The sequence below is a fragment of the Arthrobacter nitrophenolicus genome, assembly GCF_000332815.1.
Lineage (GTDB): Bacteria > Actinomycetota > Actinomycetes > Actinomycetales > Micrococcaceae > Arthrobacter > Arthrobacter nitrophenolicus.
This window is the reverse complement of record NZ_AOFD01000021.1, coordinates 24,248-40,666: the sequence shown is the minus strand read 5'-3', so window position 1 is coordinate 40,666 and position 16,419 is coordinate 24,248. Positions and strand designations below refer to the sequence as shown.

The 16,419-nt window shown below is 68.0% G+C and carries 15 protein-coding genes and 2 pseudogenes; 10 read left to right on the top strand and 7 right to left on the bottom strand.

Going from position 1 to position 16,419, the window contains the following annotated elements; translation table 11 throughout:
* Positions 1 to 66 precede the first annotated feature (66 nt).
* From kdgD to G205_RS09530, 4 genes and pseudogenes are all read left to right on the top strand, one after another.
* Positions 67 to 980: pseudogene (kdgD, locus tag G205_RS09545) on the top strand (5-dehydro-4-deoxyglucarate dehydratase).
* Positions 981 to 1,017: 37 nt separating this feature from the next.
* Positions 1,018 to 2,621 (top strand): annotated as a pseudogene (locus tag G205_RS09540) (aldehyde dehydrogenase (NADP(+))).
* Entirely contained in the window at positions 2,618 to 3,946 is a 1,329-nt protein-coding gene (locus G205_RS09535) for an enolase C-terminal domain-like protein (protein ID WP_009357814.1), read from the top strand. The pseudogene G205_RS09540 and the gene G205_RS09535 overlap by 4 nt, the downstream one beginning before the upstream one ends.
* A 114-nt stretch (positions 3,947 to 4,060) precedes the next feature.
* On the top strand, positions 4,061 to 5,410 hold the full coding sequence (locus G205_RS09530) for an MFS transporter (RefSeq protein WP_009357813.1): 1,350 nt from the start codon (positions 4,061 to 4,063) through the stop codon (positions 5,408 to 5,410).
* 101 nt (positions 5,411 to 5,511) lie between these two features.
* Here G205_RS09530 and G205_RS09525 read toward each other — a convergent pair whose 3' ends face one another.
* Together G205_RS09525 and G205_RS09520 are read right to left on the bottom strand one after the other, a co-directional pair.
* Positions 5,512 to 6,747: a beta-ketoacyl-[acyl-carrier-protein] synthase family protein gene (locus tag G205_RS09525; protein WP_009357812.1), complete on the bottom strand. Its 1,236-nt coding sequence runs from the start codon at positions 6,745 to 6,747 to the stop codon at positions 5,512 to 5,514.
* A gap of 6 nt (positions 6,748 to 6,753) precedes the next feature.
* On the bottom strand, positions 6,754 to 8,367 hold the full coding sequence (locus tag G205_RS09520) for a peptide chain release factor 3 (RefSeq protein ID WP_009357811.1): 1,614 nt from the start codon (positions 8,365 to 8,367) through the stop codon (positions 6,754 to 6,756).
* A 231-nt stretch (positions 8,368 to 8,598) separates the two neighbouring features.
* Here G205_RS09520 and G205_RS09515 point away from each other — a divergent pair, with 231 nt between their 5' ends.
* The 3 genes from G205_RS09515 to disA all read left to right on the top strand — a co-directional run bounded on the left by G205_RS09515 (position 8,599) and on the right by disA (position 10,699).
* On the top strand, positions 8,599 to 8,799 hold the full coding sequence (locus tag G205_RS09515) for a hypothetical protein (RefSeq protein WP_009357810.1): 201 nt from the start codon (positions 8,599 to 8,601) through the stop codon (positions 8,797 to 8,799).
* Positions 8,800 to 8,840: 41 nt separating this feature from the next.
* The gene (locus G205_RS09510) at positions 8,841 to 9,401 is read left to right on the top strand and encodes a 2'-5' RNA ligase family protein (RefSeq protein WP_009357809.1); all 561 of its coding nucleotides are present in this window, start codon (positions 8,841 to 8,843) and stop codon (positions 9,399 to 9,401) included.
* 221 nt (positions 9,402 to 9,622) lie between these two features.
* On the top strand, positions 9,623 to 10,699 hold the full coding sequence (disA, locus tag G205_RS09505; RefSeq protein ID WP_009357808.1) for a DNA integrity scanning diadenylate cyclase DisA: 1,077 nt from the start codon (positions 9,623 to 9,625) through the stop codon (positions 10,697 to 10,699).
* A 37-nt stretch (positions 10,700 to 10,736) separates the two neighbouring features.
* Here the strand turns inward: disA and G205_RS09500 are convergent, their stop codons facing one another.
* Positions 10,737 to 11,426 carry a hypothetical protein gene (locus G205_RS09500; protein WP_009357807.1) on the bottom strand — a complete coding sequence of 230 codons (690 nt, stop codon included), beginning with the start codon at positions 11,424 to 11,426 and terminating at the stop codon, positions 10,737 to 10,739.
* Between the two features lie 153 nt (positions 11,427 to 11,579).
* On the opposite strand from G205_RS09500, the gene G205_RS09495 reads away from it, so the two are divergent.
* From G205_RS09495 to G205_RS09485, 3 genes are all read left to right on the top strand, one after another.
* On the top strand, positions 11,580 to 12,596 hold the full coding sequence (locus tag G205_RS09495; RefSeq protein ID WP_009357806.1) for an HhH-GPD family protein: 1,017 nt from the start codon (positions 11,580 to 11,582) through the stop codon (positions 12,594 to 12,596).
* A gap of 17 nt (positions 12,597 to 12,613) precedes the next feature.
* A complete protein-coding gene (locus G205_RS09490) occupies positions 12,614 to 13,045 on the top strand; it encodes a DUF3592 domain-containing protein (protein WP_009357805.1) in 432 nt (143 codons plus the stop codon).
* A 110-nt stretch (positions 13,046 to 13,155) separates the two neighbouring features.
* A complete protein-coding gene (locus G205_RS09485) occupies positions 13,156 to 13,641 on the top strand; it encodes a hypothetical protein (protein ID WP_035752623.1) in 486 nt (161 codons plus the stop codon).
* Between the two features lie 22 nt (positions 13,642 to 13,663).
* Here the strand turns inward: G205_RS09485 and G205_RS22085 are convergent, their stop codons facing one another.
* From G205_RS22085 to dhaK, 4 genes are all read right to left on the bottom strand, one after another.
* On the bottom strand, positions 13,664 to 13,825 hold the full coding sequence (locus G205_RS22085) for a hypothetical protein (RefSeq protein ID WP_009357803.1): 162 nt from the start codon (positions 13,823 to 13,825) through the stop codon (positions 13,664 to 13,666).
* Between the two features lie 71 nt (positions 13,826 to 13,896).
* A complete protein-coding gene (gene dhaM / locus G205_RS09480; RefSeq protein ID WP_009357802.1) occupies positions 13,897 to 14,592 on the bottom strand; it encodes a dihydroxyacetone kinase phosphoryl donor subunit DhaM in 696 nt (231 codons plus the stop codon).
* Positions 14,589 to 15,221, bottom strand: coding sequence for a dihydroxyacetone kinase subunit DhaL (gene dhaL, locus G205_RS09475; RefSeq protein WP_009357801.1), 633 nt, complete (start codon positions 15,219 to 15,221; stop codon positions 14,589 to 14,591). Before dhaL ends, dhaM begins: the two co-directional genes overlap by 4 nt.
* A gap of 2 nt (positions 15,222 to 15,223) precedes the next feature.
* On the bottom strand, positions 15,224 to 16,225 hold the full coding sequence (gene dhaK / locus G205_RS09470) for a dihydroxyacetone kinase subunit DhaK (protein ID WP_009357800.1): 1,002 nt from the start codon (positions 16,223 to 16,225) through the stop codon (positions 15,224 to 15,226).
* Positions 16,226 to 16,419 lie beyond the last annotated feature (194 nt).

Below are 16,419 nucleotides of genomic sequence, written 5' to 3'. Positions count from 1 at the left end.
GCTGCCTAACCTGAACGGGAACCCAACACCAGCCGCCGCACACGGCGATCACATGGAGGACACACCGTGGCAAAATACACCCCGCAGGAACTGGCAAACACGCTGAAGGACGGCCTGCTGTCGTTCCCGGTGACATCCTTTGACGCCCGGCTGCAGTTCGATGAGGAGAACTACCGCAAGCACCTTGCGTGGCAGGCAAGCTTCCCGGTGGCCGGCCTCTTCGCAGCAGGCGGCACAGGCGAAGGGTTCTCCCTGACCCCGGCTGAATCCGCGCGCGTGGTTGCTGCCGCCGTCGACGAGGTGGGTGGCCAGGTTCCGGTGCTGGCCTCCGCGGGCGGATCCACGGCGCAGGCCATCGAGAACGCCCAGGCCGCCGAGGCCGCCGGCGCCGAAGGCATCCTGCTGCTCCCCCCGTACCTGACCGAAGCGGACCAGGGCGGACTCATCGACATGTCAGCGCCGTCTGCAGCTCCACCTCCCTCGGCGTCATCATCTACAACCGCGCCAACGCCATCTACAAGGACACCACCGTGGCCACCCTGGCTGACCGCCACGAAAACCTGATCGGCTTCAAGGACGGCGTGGGCGACCTCGAACACGACGCCCGCGTCTACGCCAAGCTCGGCGACCGGCTGTTCTACCTCGGCGGCCTGCCCACCGCGGAAACCTTCGCCCTGCCGCTGCTGCAGCTGGGCATGAGCACCTATTCCAGCGCCATGTACAACTTCGTCCCGCAGTTTGCCCTGGACTTCTACCAGGATGTCCGCAACAACGACCGCGCGGCCGTCAACCAGAAGCTGAACGACTTCGTGATCCCCTACCTGGATATCCGGGACCGCGTGAAGGGCTACGCCGTCTCCATCGTCAAGGGCGGCCTGGACGCCATCGGCCGCTCCGCCGGACCGGTCCGTCCCCCGCTGCAGAACATGGCCGAAAAGGACCTGGCGGACCTCAAAGCCCTCATCGCCAAAGTTTCCTGACCGTCCCCCAGACACCCGCTACACAGGAGGAACCCACGTGACCCTCACCGGACACTCCCTGATCGCCGGACAGAACGTCGTCGGCGACGGCAAGACAACCTTCGGCTTCAACCCCGCCACCAACGAGGCGCTGGAGCCCGCATACACGCTGTTGACCGAAGAGCAGCTCAAGGCCGCCACCACCGCGGCGAAGGAGGCCTTCCCGTCCTTCAGCACCCTTGACCCGGAAACCCACGCCGCCTTCCTGGACGCCATCGCGGACAACATCGAAGCCATCGGCGACGAACTGATCATCCGGGCAGGCCAGGAAACAGGGCTGCCCGCGGCCCGGCTGCAGGGCGAACGCGCCCGCACCACCGGCCAGCTGCGCCTCTTCGCGAACGTCGTCCGGCAGGGCGACTTCCGCGGCGTCCGCATCGACCCCGCCATCCCGGACCGCACTCCCCTGCCCCGCGCGGACATCCGCCAGCGCCAGATCCCGCTCGGGCCCGTGGCCGTGTTCGGCGCCAGCAACTTCCCGCTGGCATTCTCCACCGCCGGCGGTGACACCGCCTCCGCGCTGGCCGCCGGCTGCCCCGTGGTCTTCAAAGCCCACAACGCCCACCCCGGCACCAGCGAACTCGTCGGCCAGGCAGTCACCAAGGCCGTCAAGGACGCGGGCCTGCACCCCGGCGTGTTCTCCCTGATCTACGGCCCCGGCGCCAGCATCGGCCAGGCCCTCGTTTCCGACCCCGCCATCAAGCCGTCGGCTTCACCGGCTCCCGCGCCGCCGGCACCGCGCTCATGAAGACCGCCGCCGCCCGGCCCGAGCCCATTCCGGTCTACGCCGAAATGTCCTCCCTGAACCCGGTCTTCGTGTTCGACGGCGCCCTGAAGGGTGACGTCGACGCCCTCGCCGCCGCCTACGTCACCGCCGTCACCGGCAGCTCCGGCCAGCTCTGCACCTCCCCCGGCCTGCTCTTCGCCCCCGAAGGCGAGGCAGGCGACAAACTCGCTGCCGCCGTCGCCCGCGCCGTGGCAGCCTGCGCCGGGCAGACCATGCTCACCGAGGGCATCGCCGGGTCCTGGACCGCCGGAACCGAAGCGCTCGGCAAGGCCGACGGCGTCGAACTCCTCGGCCAGGGCAGGCCCGGCGACACCCGGAACGCCCCCGCACCCACCATCTTCGGCACCGGCGTGGACCAGTTCGTCAGCAACCACGTCCTGCACGAGGAAATCTTCGGCGCCGCCTCCCTGGTCATCCGGTACAAGGACGTCCAGGACCTGCTCAAGGCCGCCGGCCGGATCGAAGGCCAGCTCACCGCATCCCTGCACCTCACCGAGGCGGACTACCCGACGGCGGCGCCCCTGATCCCTGTCCTCGAACAGAAGGTGGGCCGCATCATCGTCAACGGCTGGCCCACCGGCGTCGAAGTGGGACACGCCATGGTCCACGGCGGCCCGTTCCCTGCCACCTCCGACACCCGCACCACTTCCGTGGGCACCCTCGCGATCAACCGGTTCCTCCGCCCGGTCGCCTACCAGAACATTCCCCAGGAACTGCTCCCCGAGGCCCTCCAGGACACCAACCCGTGGCACCTCAACCGCCGCATCAACGGCGACGTGGTTCCCGCCGCAGAGAAAGCAGAGGTCAGCGCATGAGCGGCCAGCCCACCATCACCGGCGTCGAGGTAGTACCGGTTGCCGGCTACGACAGCATGCTGATGAACCTCAGCGGTGCGCACGGCCCCTTCTTCACGCGCAACGTTGTGATCATCACCGATTCGGACGGGCGCACCGGCCTCGGCGAGGTTCCCGGCGGCGAGAAGATCCGCACCACCATCGAGGAGGCCGGGGCCCTGATCAGCGGGAAGCCGGTGGCACGCTACCGCTCGCTCCTGCGCGAGGTGGCGGCTGAGTTCGCGGACCGCGATGCCGGCGGGCGCGGCCTGCAGACCTTCGACCTGCGCACCACGGTCCACGCCGTCACCGCCGTCGAATCAGCCCTGCTGGACCTGCACGGCCAGTTCCTCGGCGTCCCGGTGGCGGAACTGCTCGGCGACGGCCAGCAGCGCACGTCCGTGCCGATGCTCGGCTACCTGTTCTTCGTGGGGGACCACGCCCGCACGGACCTGCCCTACCTGGTGGAGGACGCGCCCGCCGACCGGTGGGAGAAGCTCCGCCGCCAGGAGGCCATGACTCCGGAAGCCGTCGTCGCCCTGGCCGAGGCCGCGCAGGAGCGTTACGGCTTCAGCGACTTCAAGCTCAAGGGCGGCGTGCTGTCCGGCGACGAGGAAGTGGATGTGGTCACCGCCCTCGCCAAACGCTTCCCTGACGCGCGGGTGACACTGGACCCGAACGGCGGCTGGCTCCTCGAGGACGCCATCCGCCTCGGCAAGCGGATGCAGGGCGTCGTGGCCTATGCCGAGGACCCCTGCGGCGCCGAAGGCCGGTTCTCCGGCCGTGAGGTGATGGCGGAATTCCGCCGGGCCACGGGCCTGAAGACGGCCACCAACATGATCGCCACGGACTGGCGGGAAATGTCCCATGCCATCCGCAGCAACGCCGTGGACATCCCGCTGGCGGACCCGCACTTCTGGACCATGCACGGCTCGGTCCGGGTGGCCCAGCTCTGCAACGAGTTCGGCCTTACCTGGGGCTCGCACTCCAACAACCACTTCGACATCTCGCTGGCCATGTTCACGCACACCGGCGCTGCGGCTCCGGGCGGGATCACGGCCCTGGACACCCACTGGATCTGGCAGGACGGCCAGGGCCTCACCAGGGAGCCGCTGCAGATCAAGGGCGGCGCCATCGAGGTGCCCGATGCCCCGGGCCTGGGCATTGAACTGGACCGGGACGCCCTGGACAAGGCGCACCAGCTGTACCTCGAGCACGGCCTGGACGCCCGGGATGACAGCATCGGCATGCAGTACTACATCGAAGGCTGGTCCTTCGACCCGAAGCGGCCCTGCCTCGTTCGATAGAAACCTCCGCCGGCAGCTGTCCGGTAAAGTAGTGGGGTCCGCTGTGACGGGCCCCACTGCTTTCCTGCGCCCGCGGCCGGCCTGCGTTACCCAAACCCCCAAAGGAAACATTCAATGATGTCTGTGGACAATGCTGTCTCGGACGTGGCCTCGGCCACGAAAAAGTTCTTCAAGCGGGTGCTGCCCATCATGCTGGTCATGCTGGTCTGCAACCAGCTGAACCGCTCAAACATCGGCTACGCCCAGGACCACCTCCAGGCTGACGTGGGGATCGGGGCAGCTGCCTACGGCTTCGGCGCCGGACTGTTCTTCATCGCCTACGCCATCTTCGAGCTCCCCAGCAACGTCATGATGGAAAAGTACGGTGCCAAGGTGTGGCTCACCAGGATCATGATCAGCTGGGGCACTGTTTCCTTCCTGATGGCCTTCGTGCAGAACGAAGCCATGTTCTACGTCCTGCGCTTCCTGCTGGGCGCCGCCGAGGCCGGTTTCTTCCCCGCCGTCATCTTCTACTTCGCCCGCTGGGTCCCGGCCGGGCAGCGCGGCAAGGCCACGGCCATCTTCATCGCCGGGTCCTCCATCGCCGCGGCGATTTCGGGCCCCATCGCGGGGATGCTCCTCAGCCTCCACGGCGCCCTGGGCCTGCGCGGCTGGCAGTGGCTGTTCGGCTTTGAAGGCGCACTGTCCGTTGTGGTGGGCTGCGCAGTGTTCTTTGTCCTGGATGCCACAATCAGGGACGCCAAGTGGCTGTCCCCGGCCGAGAAGGACGCACTGTCAGCGGCAATCGCCGACGAGGACGCCCGGCACGCCAAGGCCGGCGCCGGCACGGCGAACCGCTGGAAGATGCTCCTGAACCCGCAGATCCTGCTGCTGTGCGGCATCTACTTCTCGGTGCAGCTGTCCATCTATGCCAACACCTTCTGGCTGCCCAGCATCATCAAGCAGATCCCCGGCACCACGGACCTCACCGTCGGATTCCTGTCCTCCATCCCGTGGGTCTGCGCCGTGTTCGCCATGTACTTTGCCGCCAAGCTGCAGGACAAGGCAAAGTCCAAGCGCCCACTGCTGGTGGTTGCGCTCCTGGTGGCCGCCGTCGGCACCTTCGCGGCCGCCGTCGCATCGCCGGTCATGGCCCTGGTGTTCCTGGCCATCGCGGCCATGGGCTTCAAGAGCGCTTCTCCGCTGTTCTGGACCATTCCGCAGTCCGGGCTGCACCCGCTGGTCCTGGCCCCGGCGATCGCCATCATCAACTCGCTGGGCAACCTGGGCGGCTTCGTTGCACCTTTCGGCTTCGGCATCATCAAGGAACAGACGGGCAGCGTCATCCCCGGCCTGTTCGCCCTGGCCGCCGCATCCACCATCGCTGCCGGCCTGGTCTACTTCCTGAAGGAACGCCGGACCGACGGCGGCGAGGTTGCCCAGGAGGAGCGTGTCCTGGAGGCTCCGGTTCCCAGCCGGGCCTGACGCGCGGCTCTCCACGCCCGCCCGCTACATCCAGATCGCCGGAACGGTGCCGGGTACCTGAAACGTCTCTGTGTCAGGTTCCGGCGATTCGGGCGTTTTGGCTACGAGCCCGTGATGACCAGGGCGACGCTGTGCCCGCCGAAGCCGAAGGCGTTCACCAGGCCGGCCGGGGAATAACCCGGCCGGAGGGTGTGGACGTCTTCGGTGACGACGTTAAGGTCCACTTCCGGGTCCAGTTCTTCGACGTTGAGGGTCCCCGGCAGCTGGCCGGTGCGCAGCGCCTCGAGGACCACGACGGCGGCCAGCGCACCTGCGCCGCCCAGCAGGTGGCCGGTGTGCCCCTTGGTGGAGGTCACCGGCACGTCCGCGCCAAAGATCGCGTTGATGGCCTGGCCTTCCAGCCGGTCCCCCACGGGGGTGGACGTGGCGTGGGCATGCACGAAGCCGATGTCCGCGGGCTGCATACCGGCCGACTCCAGGGCCTTCTGCATCACACGCCGCTGCATGGCCGGGTCCGCCGCCACAATGTCGTTGGCGTCGGAAGTGACTGCTCCGCCGGCCACCGCACCCAGCACCGCCGCGCCGCGGGCACGCGCGTGCTCCTCGCTCTCCAGCACCACCACGCCGGCGCCCTCGGCCAGCACGAAACCGTCCCGGCCGCCGTCGAACGGGCGGGAGGCGCGCTGCGGCTCATCGGAGCGGGTGGACAAGGCGCGGATCTGGGAGAAACCGGTAATCACGAGGTCGTTGACGGAGGCGTCCACGCCGCCGGCAATCACGACGTCGGCCGCGCCGGAGCGGATCATCTCCGCCGCCTGCACAATCGCCTCGGCCCCGGAGGCGCAGGCGCTGACCGGCGTGCGGGCGCCGCCGCGGGCGCCAAGGTCGATGGACACCCAGGCCGCCGGGCCGTTCACCATGAGCCGGGTCAGGGTGTGGGGCGACACCTTGCGGGGCCCCGACTCCGCCAGCGTGCGGTCCTGTTCAAGGGTGGAGCCGAGGCCGCCGTAGGCGGAGCCGATCACCACGGCAAACCGTTCGGGGTCCACCTCGGGCGTACCCGCCTGGGCCCACGCTTCGCGCGCGGCGATGAGCGCCAGCTGGCCGCAACGGTCCATCCGCTTGATTTCGCGGGTGCTGAGATGGCCGGAAAGGTCGGCAGGGGCCTGGCCGGCGATCTTCACCGGAAGCTGCTCCGCCCAGTCGGCGTCCAGGGCGGCAATGCCCGATTTTCCGGCCACAAGGGCGGCCCAGGTGTCGGCAACCGACGAGCCGAGCGGGTTGACGGTACCGGCGCCGGTCACCACGGCGCGGACAGGTGATGGGTTCGGGGTCATGGTGCCTTACTTCGCGGGGTTGTGCGTGCCGATGGGCACCAGGGTGAGGTCAGAGTGGTTCTTTTCGATCCGCCGCAGCGCCCAGACGTCGTTGAACAGGGCGAGGTATTCGCCGTCGGACCGCAGCAGCACCTCGGCGCCGGGCACGTTGGCAAGCGCGGGCATGGCCTCCGCCGTCGAAATCCTCGCCAACGAGTAGGGCAGGCGTTCCAGGCGCATGGGGGCACTGAAGTCGTGCGCCATGCGGTCCTCCACCACCTCGAACTGCATGGGGCCGACGGCGGCAAGCACCGGCGCCTGGTCCCCGCGGACGTCGGAACGGAGCACCTGGATGACGCCCTCGTGCTCCAACTGCTCGATGCCGCGGCGGAACTGCTTGAACTTGGAGGGGTCCTTGGACCGCGCCACCTGGAAGTGTTCCGGTGCGAACAGCGGGATGGCGGGGTACTCCACCGGCTCCTCGAGGAACAGGCTGTCGCCGACGCGCAGGGACGAGGCGTTAACCAGTCCCACCACGTCGCCCGGGTACGCCTCGTCAATAACTTCGCGTTCCCGGCCGAACACCTGCTGCGCGTACTTCGTGGCAAAGGACTTGCCGGTGCGGGTCTGGGTAACCACCATGCCGCGCTCGAACACGCCGGAGCAGACACGGATGAAGGCGACGTGGTCACGGTGGGCCTTGTTCATGCCGGCCTGCACCTTGAACACGAAACCGGAGAACGGCGATTCGACGGGCCGCGGGCTGCCGTCCACGTCCGGCCGCGGTGCCGCCGGCGGGGCGAAGTCCACCAGCGCGTCCAGCAGCTCCTTGACGCCGAAGTTGAGCGCGGCGGAGCTGAACAGGATGGGGGTTGCCTTGCCGGCGTGGAAGGCGTCGACGTCGAATTCCAGGTTCGATTCGATCACCAGGCCGGCCTCGTCCACGGCGTCGGACCAGTTGCTGCCCTGGCTTTCCGCGGCTTCCTCCGGGGTGAAGTATTCGGTGATGGCGATCTGCGCGCCGGCATTGTTGCGCTGGAAGCGGGCGAAGCGGTCGTTGCGGAGGTCCCAGACGCCGCGGAAGTCGCCGGAGATGCCGACGGCCCAGGTCAGGGGCATGGGCTGCAGGCCGGTGCGTTCGGTGATCTCGTCCATCAGGGCCAGCGCATCCAGGCCGGGCCTGTCCCACTTGTTGATGACGGTGATGATGGGCAGGTTGCGCTGCTTGCAGACCTCGAACAGCTTCATGGTCTGGGTTTCCAGGCCCTTGGCGGCGTCCACCAGCATCACGGCGCAGTCGACGGCGGCGAGCACCCGGTAGGTGTCTTCGGAGAAGTCGGCGTGGCCGGGGGTGTCCAGCAGGTTGATGACCGTATCCCGGTAGGAGAACTGCAGGGCTGCGGAACTGATGGAGATGCCGCGGTCCTTTTCCATCTGCATCCAGTCGGAGACCGTTTCCTTGCGGTTCGCCTTGCCGCTGGAGGCGCCGGCGGTGCCGATGACCTTGGCGTGCAGCGCGAGCGCTTCCGTGAGAGTGGACTTGCCGGCGTCGGGGTGCGAGATGACAGCAAAGGTCCTGCGGCGGCCCGCCTCTTTGTGAATCGCGGAGATCCGGGCGGGGGTCAGGACATCTTGGGACACGGTGCTACTTTCGCTGCGGTTGGGATTGCCCAGGCGCTGGCGGCGCCTTTCAAAGCACTGCACTCCAGGCGCTGCGCTTCACGGAACGGCGGGCCGCGGGGCCGGTGGACGGGCCGGCGGACAGCCAAGGTACAAGTTTATCGCAGTGCCGCAAACCGGTTCCGTGCCCGCTTAACGCCCGTGAAACCATTCGTTCAAAACCGGGAAACGGCGGGCGGTTAGCGTGGCCCCATGACGACGCAGGGCAAGCTGTTTTTCGATCCCCTTACCACCGGCCCGGACTCCGCACGGGACCAGGACCGCAATGCAGGCCGGGGCGCGGCCGACGGCCGCGGCAGGCAGACGGTAGCGGAGCTGAAGGCGCTGCGGGCTGCATCGCTGACCGCCGTCAGCAAGGATCTGCAGCGCATGCTCCGGGAGCGCGCACGCTAGCCAAGTGCCTGACGAAGCTGCGGTAGCGGCATGATGTGTCCATGCGCAGCATCGAACTGGTTTTGGACGCCTCCTCCGATTCCCTCATCAGGGCCGACTGGACAAGGCTCGCCGCTGCGGGCGTTCCCAGCCAGGCGGGCCATACGTCACCCAGCAACAGCCCGCACATCACCCTTGCCGCCGGCCCGGACCTGACGGTGCAGTACCTGACGGTGCAGGACCCGACGGTGCCGGACAACGCCGATGACCTTTGGCAGGGGCTGCCGCTGGCCCTCGAGTTCTCCGGTATCCAGGTTTTCACTTCCGGGGCGGGCAAGTATGTCCTTGCCCGCTCGGTTGTGGTCACGGCTGCGCTCCTTGACCTGCACCGGGCCCTCCACGAACGGGTGGCCGGTGCGCTCCCGTTGACCATGCCTGATGCCTGGACACCGCATGTCACCCTCGCCCGCCGGGTTCCCGGGCATCTCCTGGGGACGGCACTGGACCTGCTTGAGTTGCGCGGGGAGGGCCAGTGCACGGCCGCCCGGCACTGGGACAGCACCACCAGGACCATCACCTCCCTGGGACCCTTCGGCCAGGAACTTCCCCGGGTCCCGGGCTAGCCAGAGAGCAAAGTGGCCGGTTCCGGGCTGCAGCACGGACCGGTTTGGCGGTACTTCCGGGAACCCCCTAATGGGGCACTTTGGGGCTTGCCCGTGCGGAAGTTGGAGTTCTTGCCCCTATCATTGAGCTTGCGGGAAAATGAGCACTTTTCATCCTGCCGGCGACGTGCGGAAAGCCGGCATCCTGCGGGCGGCGGTCCGCACCTTTGAAGGGAATACCTATGGCGCGGAGCCCCGAAGAATCACTCAGGGCGACTCTGGGCAGAGTGGCACCTGGGACTCCCCTTCGTGACGGACTGGAGCGCATCCTCCGCGGCCGGACCGGGGCGCTGATCGTCCTGGGGTCGGACCGCACGGTGGACTCCATCTGCTCCGGCGGCTTCGACATCGGCATCGAGTTCTCCCCCACCCGGCTGCGTGAGCTCGCCAAGATGGACGGTGCCATCATCTGCGACCGGGACGCCGGGAACATCCTCCGCGCGGCCGTCCAGCTGGTGCCCGATTCCAGCATCGAGACCCAGGAGTCCGGTACCCGGCACCGCACCGCCGAGCGTGTTGCCATCCAGACCGGTGTTCCGGTCATCTCCGTCAGCCAGTCCATGCAGATCATCGCGCTGTACGTGAACGGCCTGCGGCATGTGCTCGAGGGCTCGGAGAAGGTCCTGGCCCGCGCCAACCAGGCCCTGGCAACCCTCGAGCGCTACCGGTCCCGCCTTGACCAGGTGACCAGTTCGCTGTCCGCACTGGAGATCGAGGCGATGGTGACCGTCCGGGACGTGGCGGTTACCCTGCAGCGGCAGGAAATGGTCCGCCGGATCTCCGAGGAAATCTCGCAGTACGTCCTGGAACTCGGCGAAGACGGCCGGCTCCTGTCCCTCCAGCTCGATGAACTGACAGTGGGCCGTGGACCGGGCAGCGACGTCATCATCCGCGACTACGCCAGCCCGGACGCCTCGCCGGAGGACATCGAAAAGGCCGTCAGCGCGCTGGTCAATCTCGGCCCCACCGAGCTGATCGACCTGGGAAAGATTTCGGGCATAGTGGGGTTCGCCGGCGGCGAGGCAAACCTCGACGCCGTGGTCCAGCCCCGCGGCTACCGGCTGCTGTCCGGCCTGAAGGCGGTCCCCAAGGCTGTTGCCGACCGCCTGGTGGACCACTTCGGCGGTCTGCAGTTCCTGATGGCCGCCACCATTGACGACCTCATGACCGTAGACGGCATCGGCGACCAGCGCGCACGCACGGTCCGTGAGGGCCTGAGCCGGATGGCTGAAGCCAGCCTGCTGGACCGGTTCCTTTAAAGGCACCCCCGGCACGTCTAAAGGCACACCGGGCACGTCAGTTCAGCTGGAAGACGGCCTTCGGGCTTGCCTTCGACCCCAGCTTGGCCGTGAAGATGTAGTACGCCCCGCCGGCGCCCGGTTTGGCGTCCACCACCTGGCACCCCTCAACGCTCCGGTTCCGGGGCCAAGGGAAGTTCGCGGTTTCGCTGGCGCCCGGAGCGATCACCTTCACCAGGTCCTCGCTGGCTGCCTGGCAATCCCTGGAAGAGAAGACCCGGTCCGGGCCGCTGGTCACCAGGAACTCCATTTGCGAGGTGCCGATGTTCACCTGGCAGGGCACCTCTCCCCCGTTCGTCACCTTGAGGGTCAGCAGCGGGTTTTCGTCGGGCCCGTAGGCAGCCTTGTCCGTGGACGCGGAGACCGTCACGAGGTTCTGGTTGCAGCTTGGCGTTGCAGAGGCGGTGGGCGTGGGGGCGGCTGAGGCTGACGCAGATTCTGTTGGCGGGGCGGAGGGAACGGCGGAAGCAGCACCGCTTGCCGGATCAGTGGACGAGGCCTGCTCCGAGCCCCCGGTGAAGGCTCCGGCCAGGGCAAACCCGCCCACCACCATGGCCAGGACCATCAGCAGCGCACCGCCAACCACCAGCCGCCGCCGGCGGTACACGGCTGAGCTGGGCTTCCGGACGCTGCTGGAGCCGGAGGCCGATGCCTTGCCGCGTGCTGATGAAGTGCCCTGCTTGCCCATCCTTCTAGGCTAGGGAACCGCCCGGGTTCTGCCTTGCCACCACGCCGCCGGGCAGCCATCGGTCTGGTCACATCCGGTTTCCGGCCTTCGAAACGCATCCATTACAGTGTTGGCATCGACACCAAGACTCCCGCTCCAGCACCCCCCGCCGCCGTGCCTGGCGCCGCGGACGGGCTCCAGCAGCTCCACGACAGCATCACCGGCTGGTTCGCCGAGACCGCCCGCGACCTTCCCTGGCGGGACCCGTCGTGCTCCCCCTGGGGAGTCCTGGTCAGTGAAATCATGCTGCAGCAGACTCCCGTGGTCCGGGTTCTGCCCGTCTGGCACGAGTGGCTTGAACGCTGGCCCACTCCCGCCGGCCTGGCGGGCGAACCGGCCGGTGAAGCCGTACGCGCGTGGGGCAGGCTCGGCTATCCCCGCCGCGCGCTGCGGCTGCACGCTGCTGCCGCAGCGATAGTCAGCGAGCATGCCGGCAAGGTCCCCGACACCTACCCGGAACTGCTCGCCCTCCCCGGCGTGGGAAGCTACACGGCGGCCGCCGTCGCGGCTTTCGCCTACGGCCGCCGCGAAACCGTGGTGGACACCAACATCCGCCGGGTCCAGGCCCGCCTGGTGGCCGGGTCCGCCCTGCCTGCACCCGCACTGACCGCCGCCGAGATGCGCCTGGCGGCGTCGCTCCTGCCCGACGACGACGCCACCTCGGTCCGCTGGAACGCGGCAGTCATGGAACTGGGCGCCCTGGTCTGCACTGCCCGGGTGCCCAAGTGTCCCGCGTGCCCGGTGAAGGACTCCTGTGCCTGGCTCGCGGCCGGTGAGCCGCCGCCGTCGTACGTTCCCAAGGGCCAGGCCTGGCACGGTACCGACCGCCAGGTGCGGGGAGCCGTGGTGGCGGTGCTGCGCCTGGCCGAGGCCCCTGTGCCGGCCGAGATGTTCCATCATGCCCCGGCCGACCTGGGCTTCGCGCCGGAGGGTATCGGCGTGCCGCTGGCCGCGCTGCACCGGCTGAACCCGCCCCCGGAACAGCTGGAGCGGTCGCTGGCGGGGCTGCTGGCGGACGGCTGGCAGAACTGCACGACGGCGGCTACCGCCTGCCTGCCTGACGCCCGCCGGCACGGTGCGGCCGGCAGCGGTGCATCCGAATCATGCCCGGGATGGCATACTTTCTGGTGACCGGAACCGGGGGATGCATGCGAATCATCTTGTACGTTGTGTGGGCGCTCTTCGTCGCCGCAGCTGCCTTTGCCATGGTTCACGCTGCGCGGAAGACCCGGCGGCAGGAGCAGCTGATGGCAGTCTGGCCCAAGGCCCAGGCAACTGTTACCGGCAGCGTTCCCGGCTGGACCAGCGGCGGGGGCGGCTCAAGCCGCAGCCGGCGGTTCTTCCCCACATACCAGTTCAGCGATTCCGCCGGGACGCTGTACACCGGCAAATCGGAAATCTCCCGGGCGGCAGAGCCGGTACCCGGATCCCTGATCGAGGTGGCCTACAACCCGGACAATCCGAACGAATCACTGCAGGTCTCCCCGGTGCCCCGGACCACGCTCGGCTGCCTGGTCCCGTTCTTCGCCGTCTTTGCCCTTGCGCTGTTCTGGTTCATCAGCATCTTCCCGCTCGACTGACGGCGCCTTCGGTCTCCTTTCGGGTGTCAGCAGCGTCCGGGCCATAACAATGGCGGTACCACTTGCCGCCTTCAGGCCCACCCGGCCCCGGCTCCGTCCTACGCTGAAGTATGCGCAGGCAGGGACTGCTTTTGGCTTTGGTGACGACGGCGGGGCTCGCCTCCGGCTGCGGACCGGGCGCGGTTGCCTGCCCGGCCATAGCCCAGGCCACGGTGGTCTCCGTTACGGTCGCCGCGGACTACGTCCCCCACGTCGGCTCCCTCCATCTGAAGGCCTGCCAGGACGGCACCTGCAAGGAAGCCGACGTCGAACTCCAGCCCGGCAGCACCTCGATCGACCAAGGCTGCACCCCGGAGGGCGTCTGTTCCGCCACTGCCTCGCCGGACGGGACCAAGGTGGGGATGCTCATGCTGGACACGCTCACGGAATCACTGATGACTGTGACGTCCTCCGGACATGCGGCTGACGGATCACTGCTGCCCGTGCACACCCTGGAATTCCGGCCGAAGGCCAACTATCCGTTCGGGGTGCAGTGCGGAAAATTCATCTCCGCCTCCGTGACCCTGGACGGGACGGGCCTTCGCGAACGGAGCTGAGGGCTAAGCGGCCGTGGTGCTGTCAGAACAGCGCCGGCTGGCTGAAGGGCTCGTCAGCCCTGCCCGGATCCGAAGATTCGACGCGCCATTCGAAACCGAGATCCGCGAGCAGATCCTCCACAGACATCTGCCCGTCAAGCACTTCAATTGCCGGGTAGCTGCCTTCGGGATCCTGCCGTTCCATGCCATCGAGCTTATTCGCAGGAGCCGGTGAAGCCTTTCGGAACACACCGCATGGCAGCGATTTGGCGGGCGCTACGGCTCGCCGAAGCCCGCCTGCACAAGCCCGCCCACGTAGTTCACGGCACGTTCGGCATCCACTCCCCGGGCTTCCACGTGCAGGACGGATCCCTTGCCTGCTGCCAGGGTCATGAGTGCCGTCATGGATGCGCCGTCCACTCCATTGACGGTTACTTCGGCATCCAGGGCGGACAGTCCGCCGGCGATCTTTGCGGCAGGCCGGGCATGCATGCCTGCCTGGTTGATGAGCTCGAAGTCGCCGGTAAAGTCCGGGCCCTGCCCGGTGACGGACCCTTCCGAGACCTCCCGCTGGGGCGGCGGCCCGGAATTCTGCGAGGGTCCGCGGACAGCTTCCGCCGCACGCTTCACCGCCTGCACGTCCGCCCCGCCCTGTGCCGCCACGGACGCAGCCACCAGTCCTTCCACCAGCGGGGCGTCGGCCAGCAGCACGCCCGCCGGATCTTCGGCGAACTCCAGGGCGGATTCCGCTGTCATCACCGCCGACCCCAGGTCCGTGAGGATCACCGTGCCGTCACCGCCTGCTGCATGGTCCAGGGCAGCGAGGACTTTTTCCAGGCTGGTGCCGATCCTGCCGTCGGCGGTGCCCCCGGCTGTCAAAACCAGGACGTCGGGTGCCATCTGGGCGGCCAGTTCCGCGGCGCCGTCGGCAATGTTTTCACTATGGGACACCACCACAATGCTGACCGTCACGCAGCAGCCCCCACCGCAGCACGCAGGATCAGCGCACTGGATGCCGCGCCGGGGTCCCGGTGGCCCGCGCTCCGCTCGCCGAGGTAACTGGCACGGCCCTTGCGAGCCACCAGCGGATCCGTGGCCACCGCCCCGGCCTCCGCTGCCTCGGCGGCAGCGACCAGCACGCTCAGGACCTCCGGGCCGCCGGTGTCCGCGGCGGCTTTCGCGGCGTCGGCGGCGGGCGCCCACGCATCCACCATGGTCTTGTCCCCGGGCTCAGCCTTCCCGCGGGCAACAATCCCGTCCCGTGCGGCACTGACTGCCGCGGCCCAGCCTGCGGGGTCGATTTCAGCGGCGTCGCCCATAGTTCCGGCGGCCCGGAGGAAAGCGGTGCCGTAGAGCGGGCCGGCGGCCCCGCCCACCTTGGACATCAGGGTCATCGCCGCGAGTTTCAGCGCCGCACCCGGAGTGGCCGGCGGGGCTTCCGCCAGCTTGTCCAGGACGGCCTGGAAGCCCCGGTCCATGTTTTCGCCATGATCGGAATCGCCGATGGCCCGGTCCAGTTCGATCAGTTCCACCCGGTGTTCGGCCATCGCCTGCGCGCACAGGGTCAGCCATTTCACTGCCCAGTTGACGTCCAGCACCACGGCTAAGCACCCCACCGGAGGGCTGCGGTGTGGACTGGCGCATCCCACAGTTCCGTCAGTTCGTCGTCCAGCCGGAGGACGGAGATGGAGCAGCCCTGCATCTCCAGCGCCGTGATGTAGTTGCCCACCAGCGAGCGCTCCACCACGGCGCCCCTGTCCGCGAGGACCTGCGCCGCACGGCGGTAGACGATGTACAGCTCACTCAGCGGAGTGCCGCCCATTCCGTTGACAAAGAGCAGCACCCTGTCGCCGCGGCTGATGCCGAGGTCGGAGAGGACGGGTTCCAGCAGTCTGTCCGTAATGGCATCCGCGCTTTCCAGCGGGATGCGGTGCCGGCCGGGCTCGCCATGGATTCCGATGCCAATCTCCACCTCATCCTCGGCGAGGTCGAAGCTGGGGGTACCGGCGTGCGGGACGGTGCAGGCCGAGAGGGCAACACCCATGCTGCGGACATTGGCGTTGACGCGCGAGGCAGTGGATGCCACCGTATCCAGGTCATCGCCCCGTTCGGCGGCAGCGCCGGCGATTTTCTCCACCAGCACGGTGCCGCCCACGCCGCGTCTTCCTGCGGTGTAGAGAGAGTCCTCCACGGCAACGTCGTCGTTGACCAGGACCGTGCGGATGCTGATGCCTTCCGCCTCCGCAAGTTCCGCCGCCGTCTCGAAGTTCAGGACGTCACCGGTGTAGTTCTTCACAATGTGCACGACGCCGGCGCCCGAGTCCACTGCGAGGGTGGCAGGCAGGATCTGGTCCGGGGTGGGCGAGGTGAACACTGCCCCGGGTACGGCGGCATCGAGCATCCCTTTTCCCACAAACCCGGCATGCAGGGGCTCGTGCCCGCTTCCGCCGCCGGACACGAGGGCCACTTTTCCGCTGACCGGAGCGTCCAGGCGCCTGATGAACGTGGGATCCGTGCTCACCGTGACAAGGTCTGCGTGGGCCAGGCCAAAGCCCTGGACGGATTCGTCAACCACAGACTTGGGGTCGTTGATGAGTTTCTTCACGGCGGCTCCCGGCTGTGCTGCTGAAGGATGTCTTTTCGACCCTACTACCGGGGCACGCCTGAACGATAGGTTTCCGCTGGTGGGAGGCGAATGCGGCAAAGGGACAGCCCCCAATGACTGTCCCTTTACCGGGTCCCCATACCGGCCCAGCCAGTTTATCCATCAAATCGAATTAAGCCAACGCGGGTGTGTTA

What these genes read in the sequence shown, in the direction of transcription:
- G205_RS09515 (WP_009357810.1), top strand. Translation starts at nt 8,599, where the DNA reads ATGACGACGCAGGGCAAGCTGTTTTTCGATCCCCTTACCACCGGCCCG.
- G205_RS09500 (WP_009357807.1), bottom strand. Translation starts at nt 11,426, where the DNA reads ATGGGCAAGCAGGGCACTTCATCAGCACGCGGCAAGGCATCGGCCTCC.
- G205_RS09535 (WP_009357814.1), top strand. Translation starts at nt 2,618, where the DNA reads ATGAGCGGCCAGCCCACCATCACCGGCGTCGAGGTAGTACCGGTTGCC.
- disA (WP_009357808.1), top strand. Translation starts at nt 9,623, where the DNA reads ATGGCGCGGAGCCCCGAAGAATCACTCAGGGCGACTCTGGGCAGAGTG.
- G205_RS22085 (WP_009357803.1), bottom strand. Translation starts at nt 13,825, where the DNA reads ATGGAACGGCAGGATCCCGAAGGCAGCTACCCGGCAATTGAAGTGCTT.
- G205_RS09525 (WP_009357812.1), bottom strand. Translation starts at nt 6,747, where the DNA reads ATGACCCCGAACCCATCACCTGTCCGCGCCGTGGTGACCGGCGCCGGT.
- G205_RS09530 (WP_009357813.1), top strand. Translation starts at nt 4,061, where the DNA reads ATGATGTCTGTGGACAATGCTGTCTCGGACGTGGCCTCGGCCACGAAA.
- G205_RS09485 (WP_035752623.1), top strand. Translation starts at nt 13,156, where the DNA reads ATGCGCAGGCAGGGACTGCTTTTGGCTTTGGTGACGACGGCGGGGCTC.
- G205_RS09510 (WP_009357809.1), top strand. Translation starts at nt 8,841, where the DNA reads ATGCGCAGCATCGAACTGGTTTTGGACGCCTCCTCCGATTCCCTCATC.
- G205_RS09490 (WP_009357805.1), top strand. Translation starts at nt 12,614, where the DNA reads ATGCGAATCATCTTGTACGTTGTGTGGGCGCTCTTCGTCGCCGCAGCT.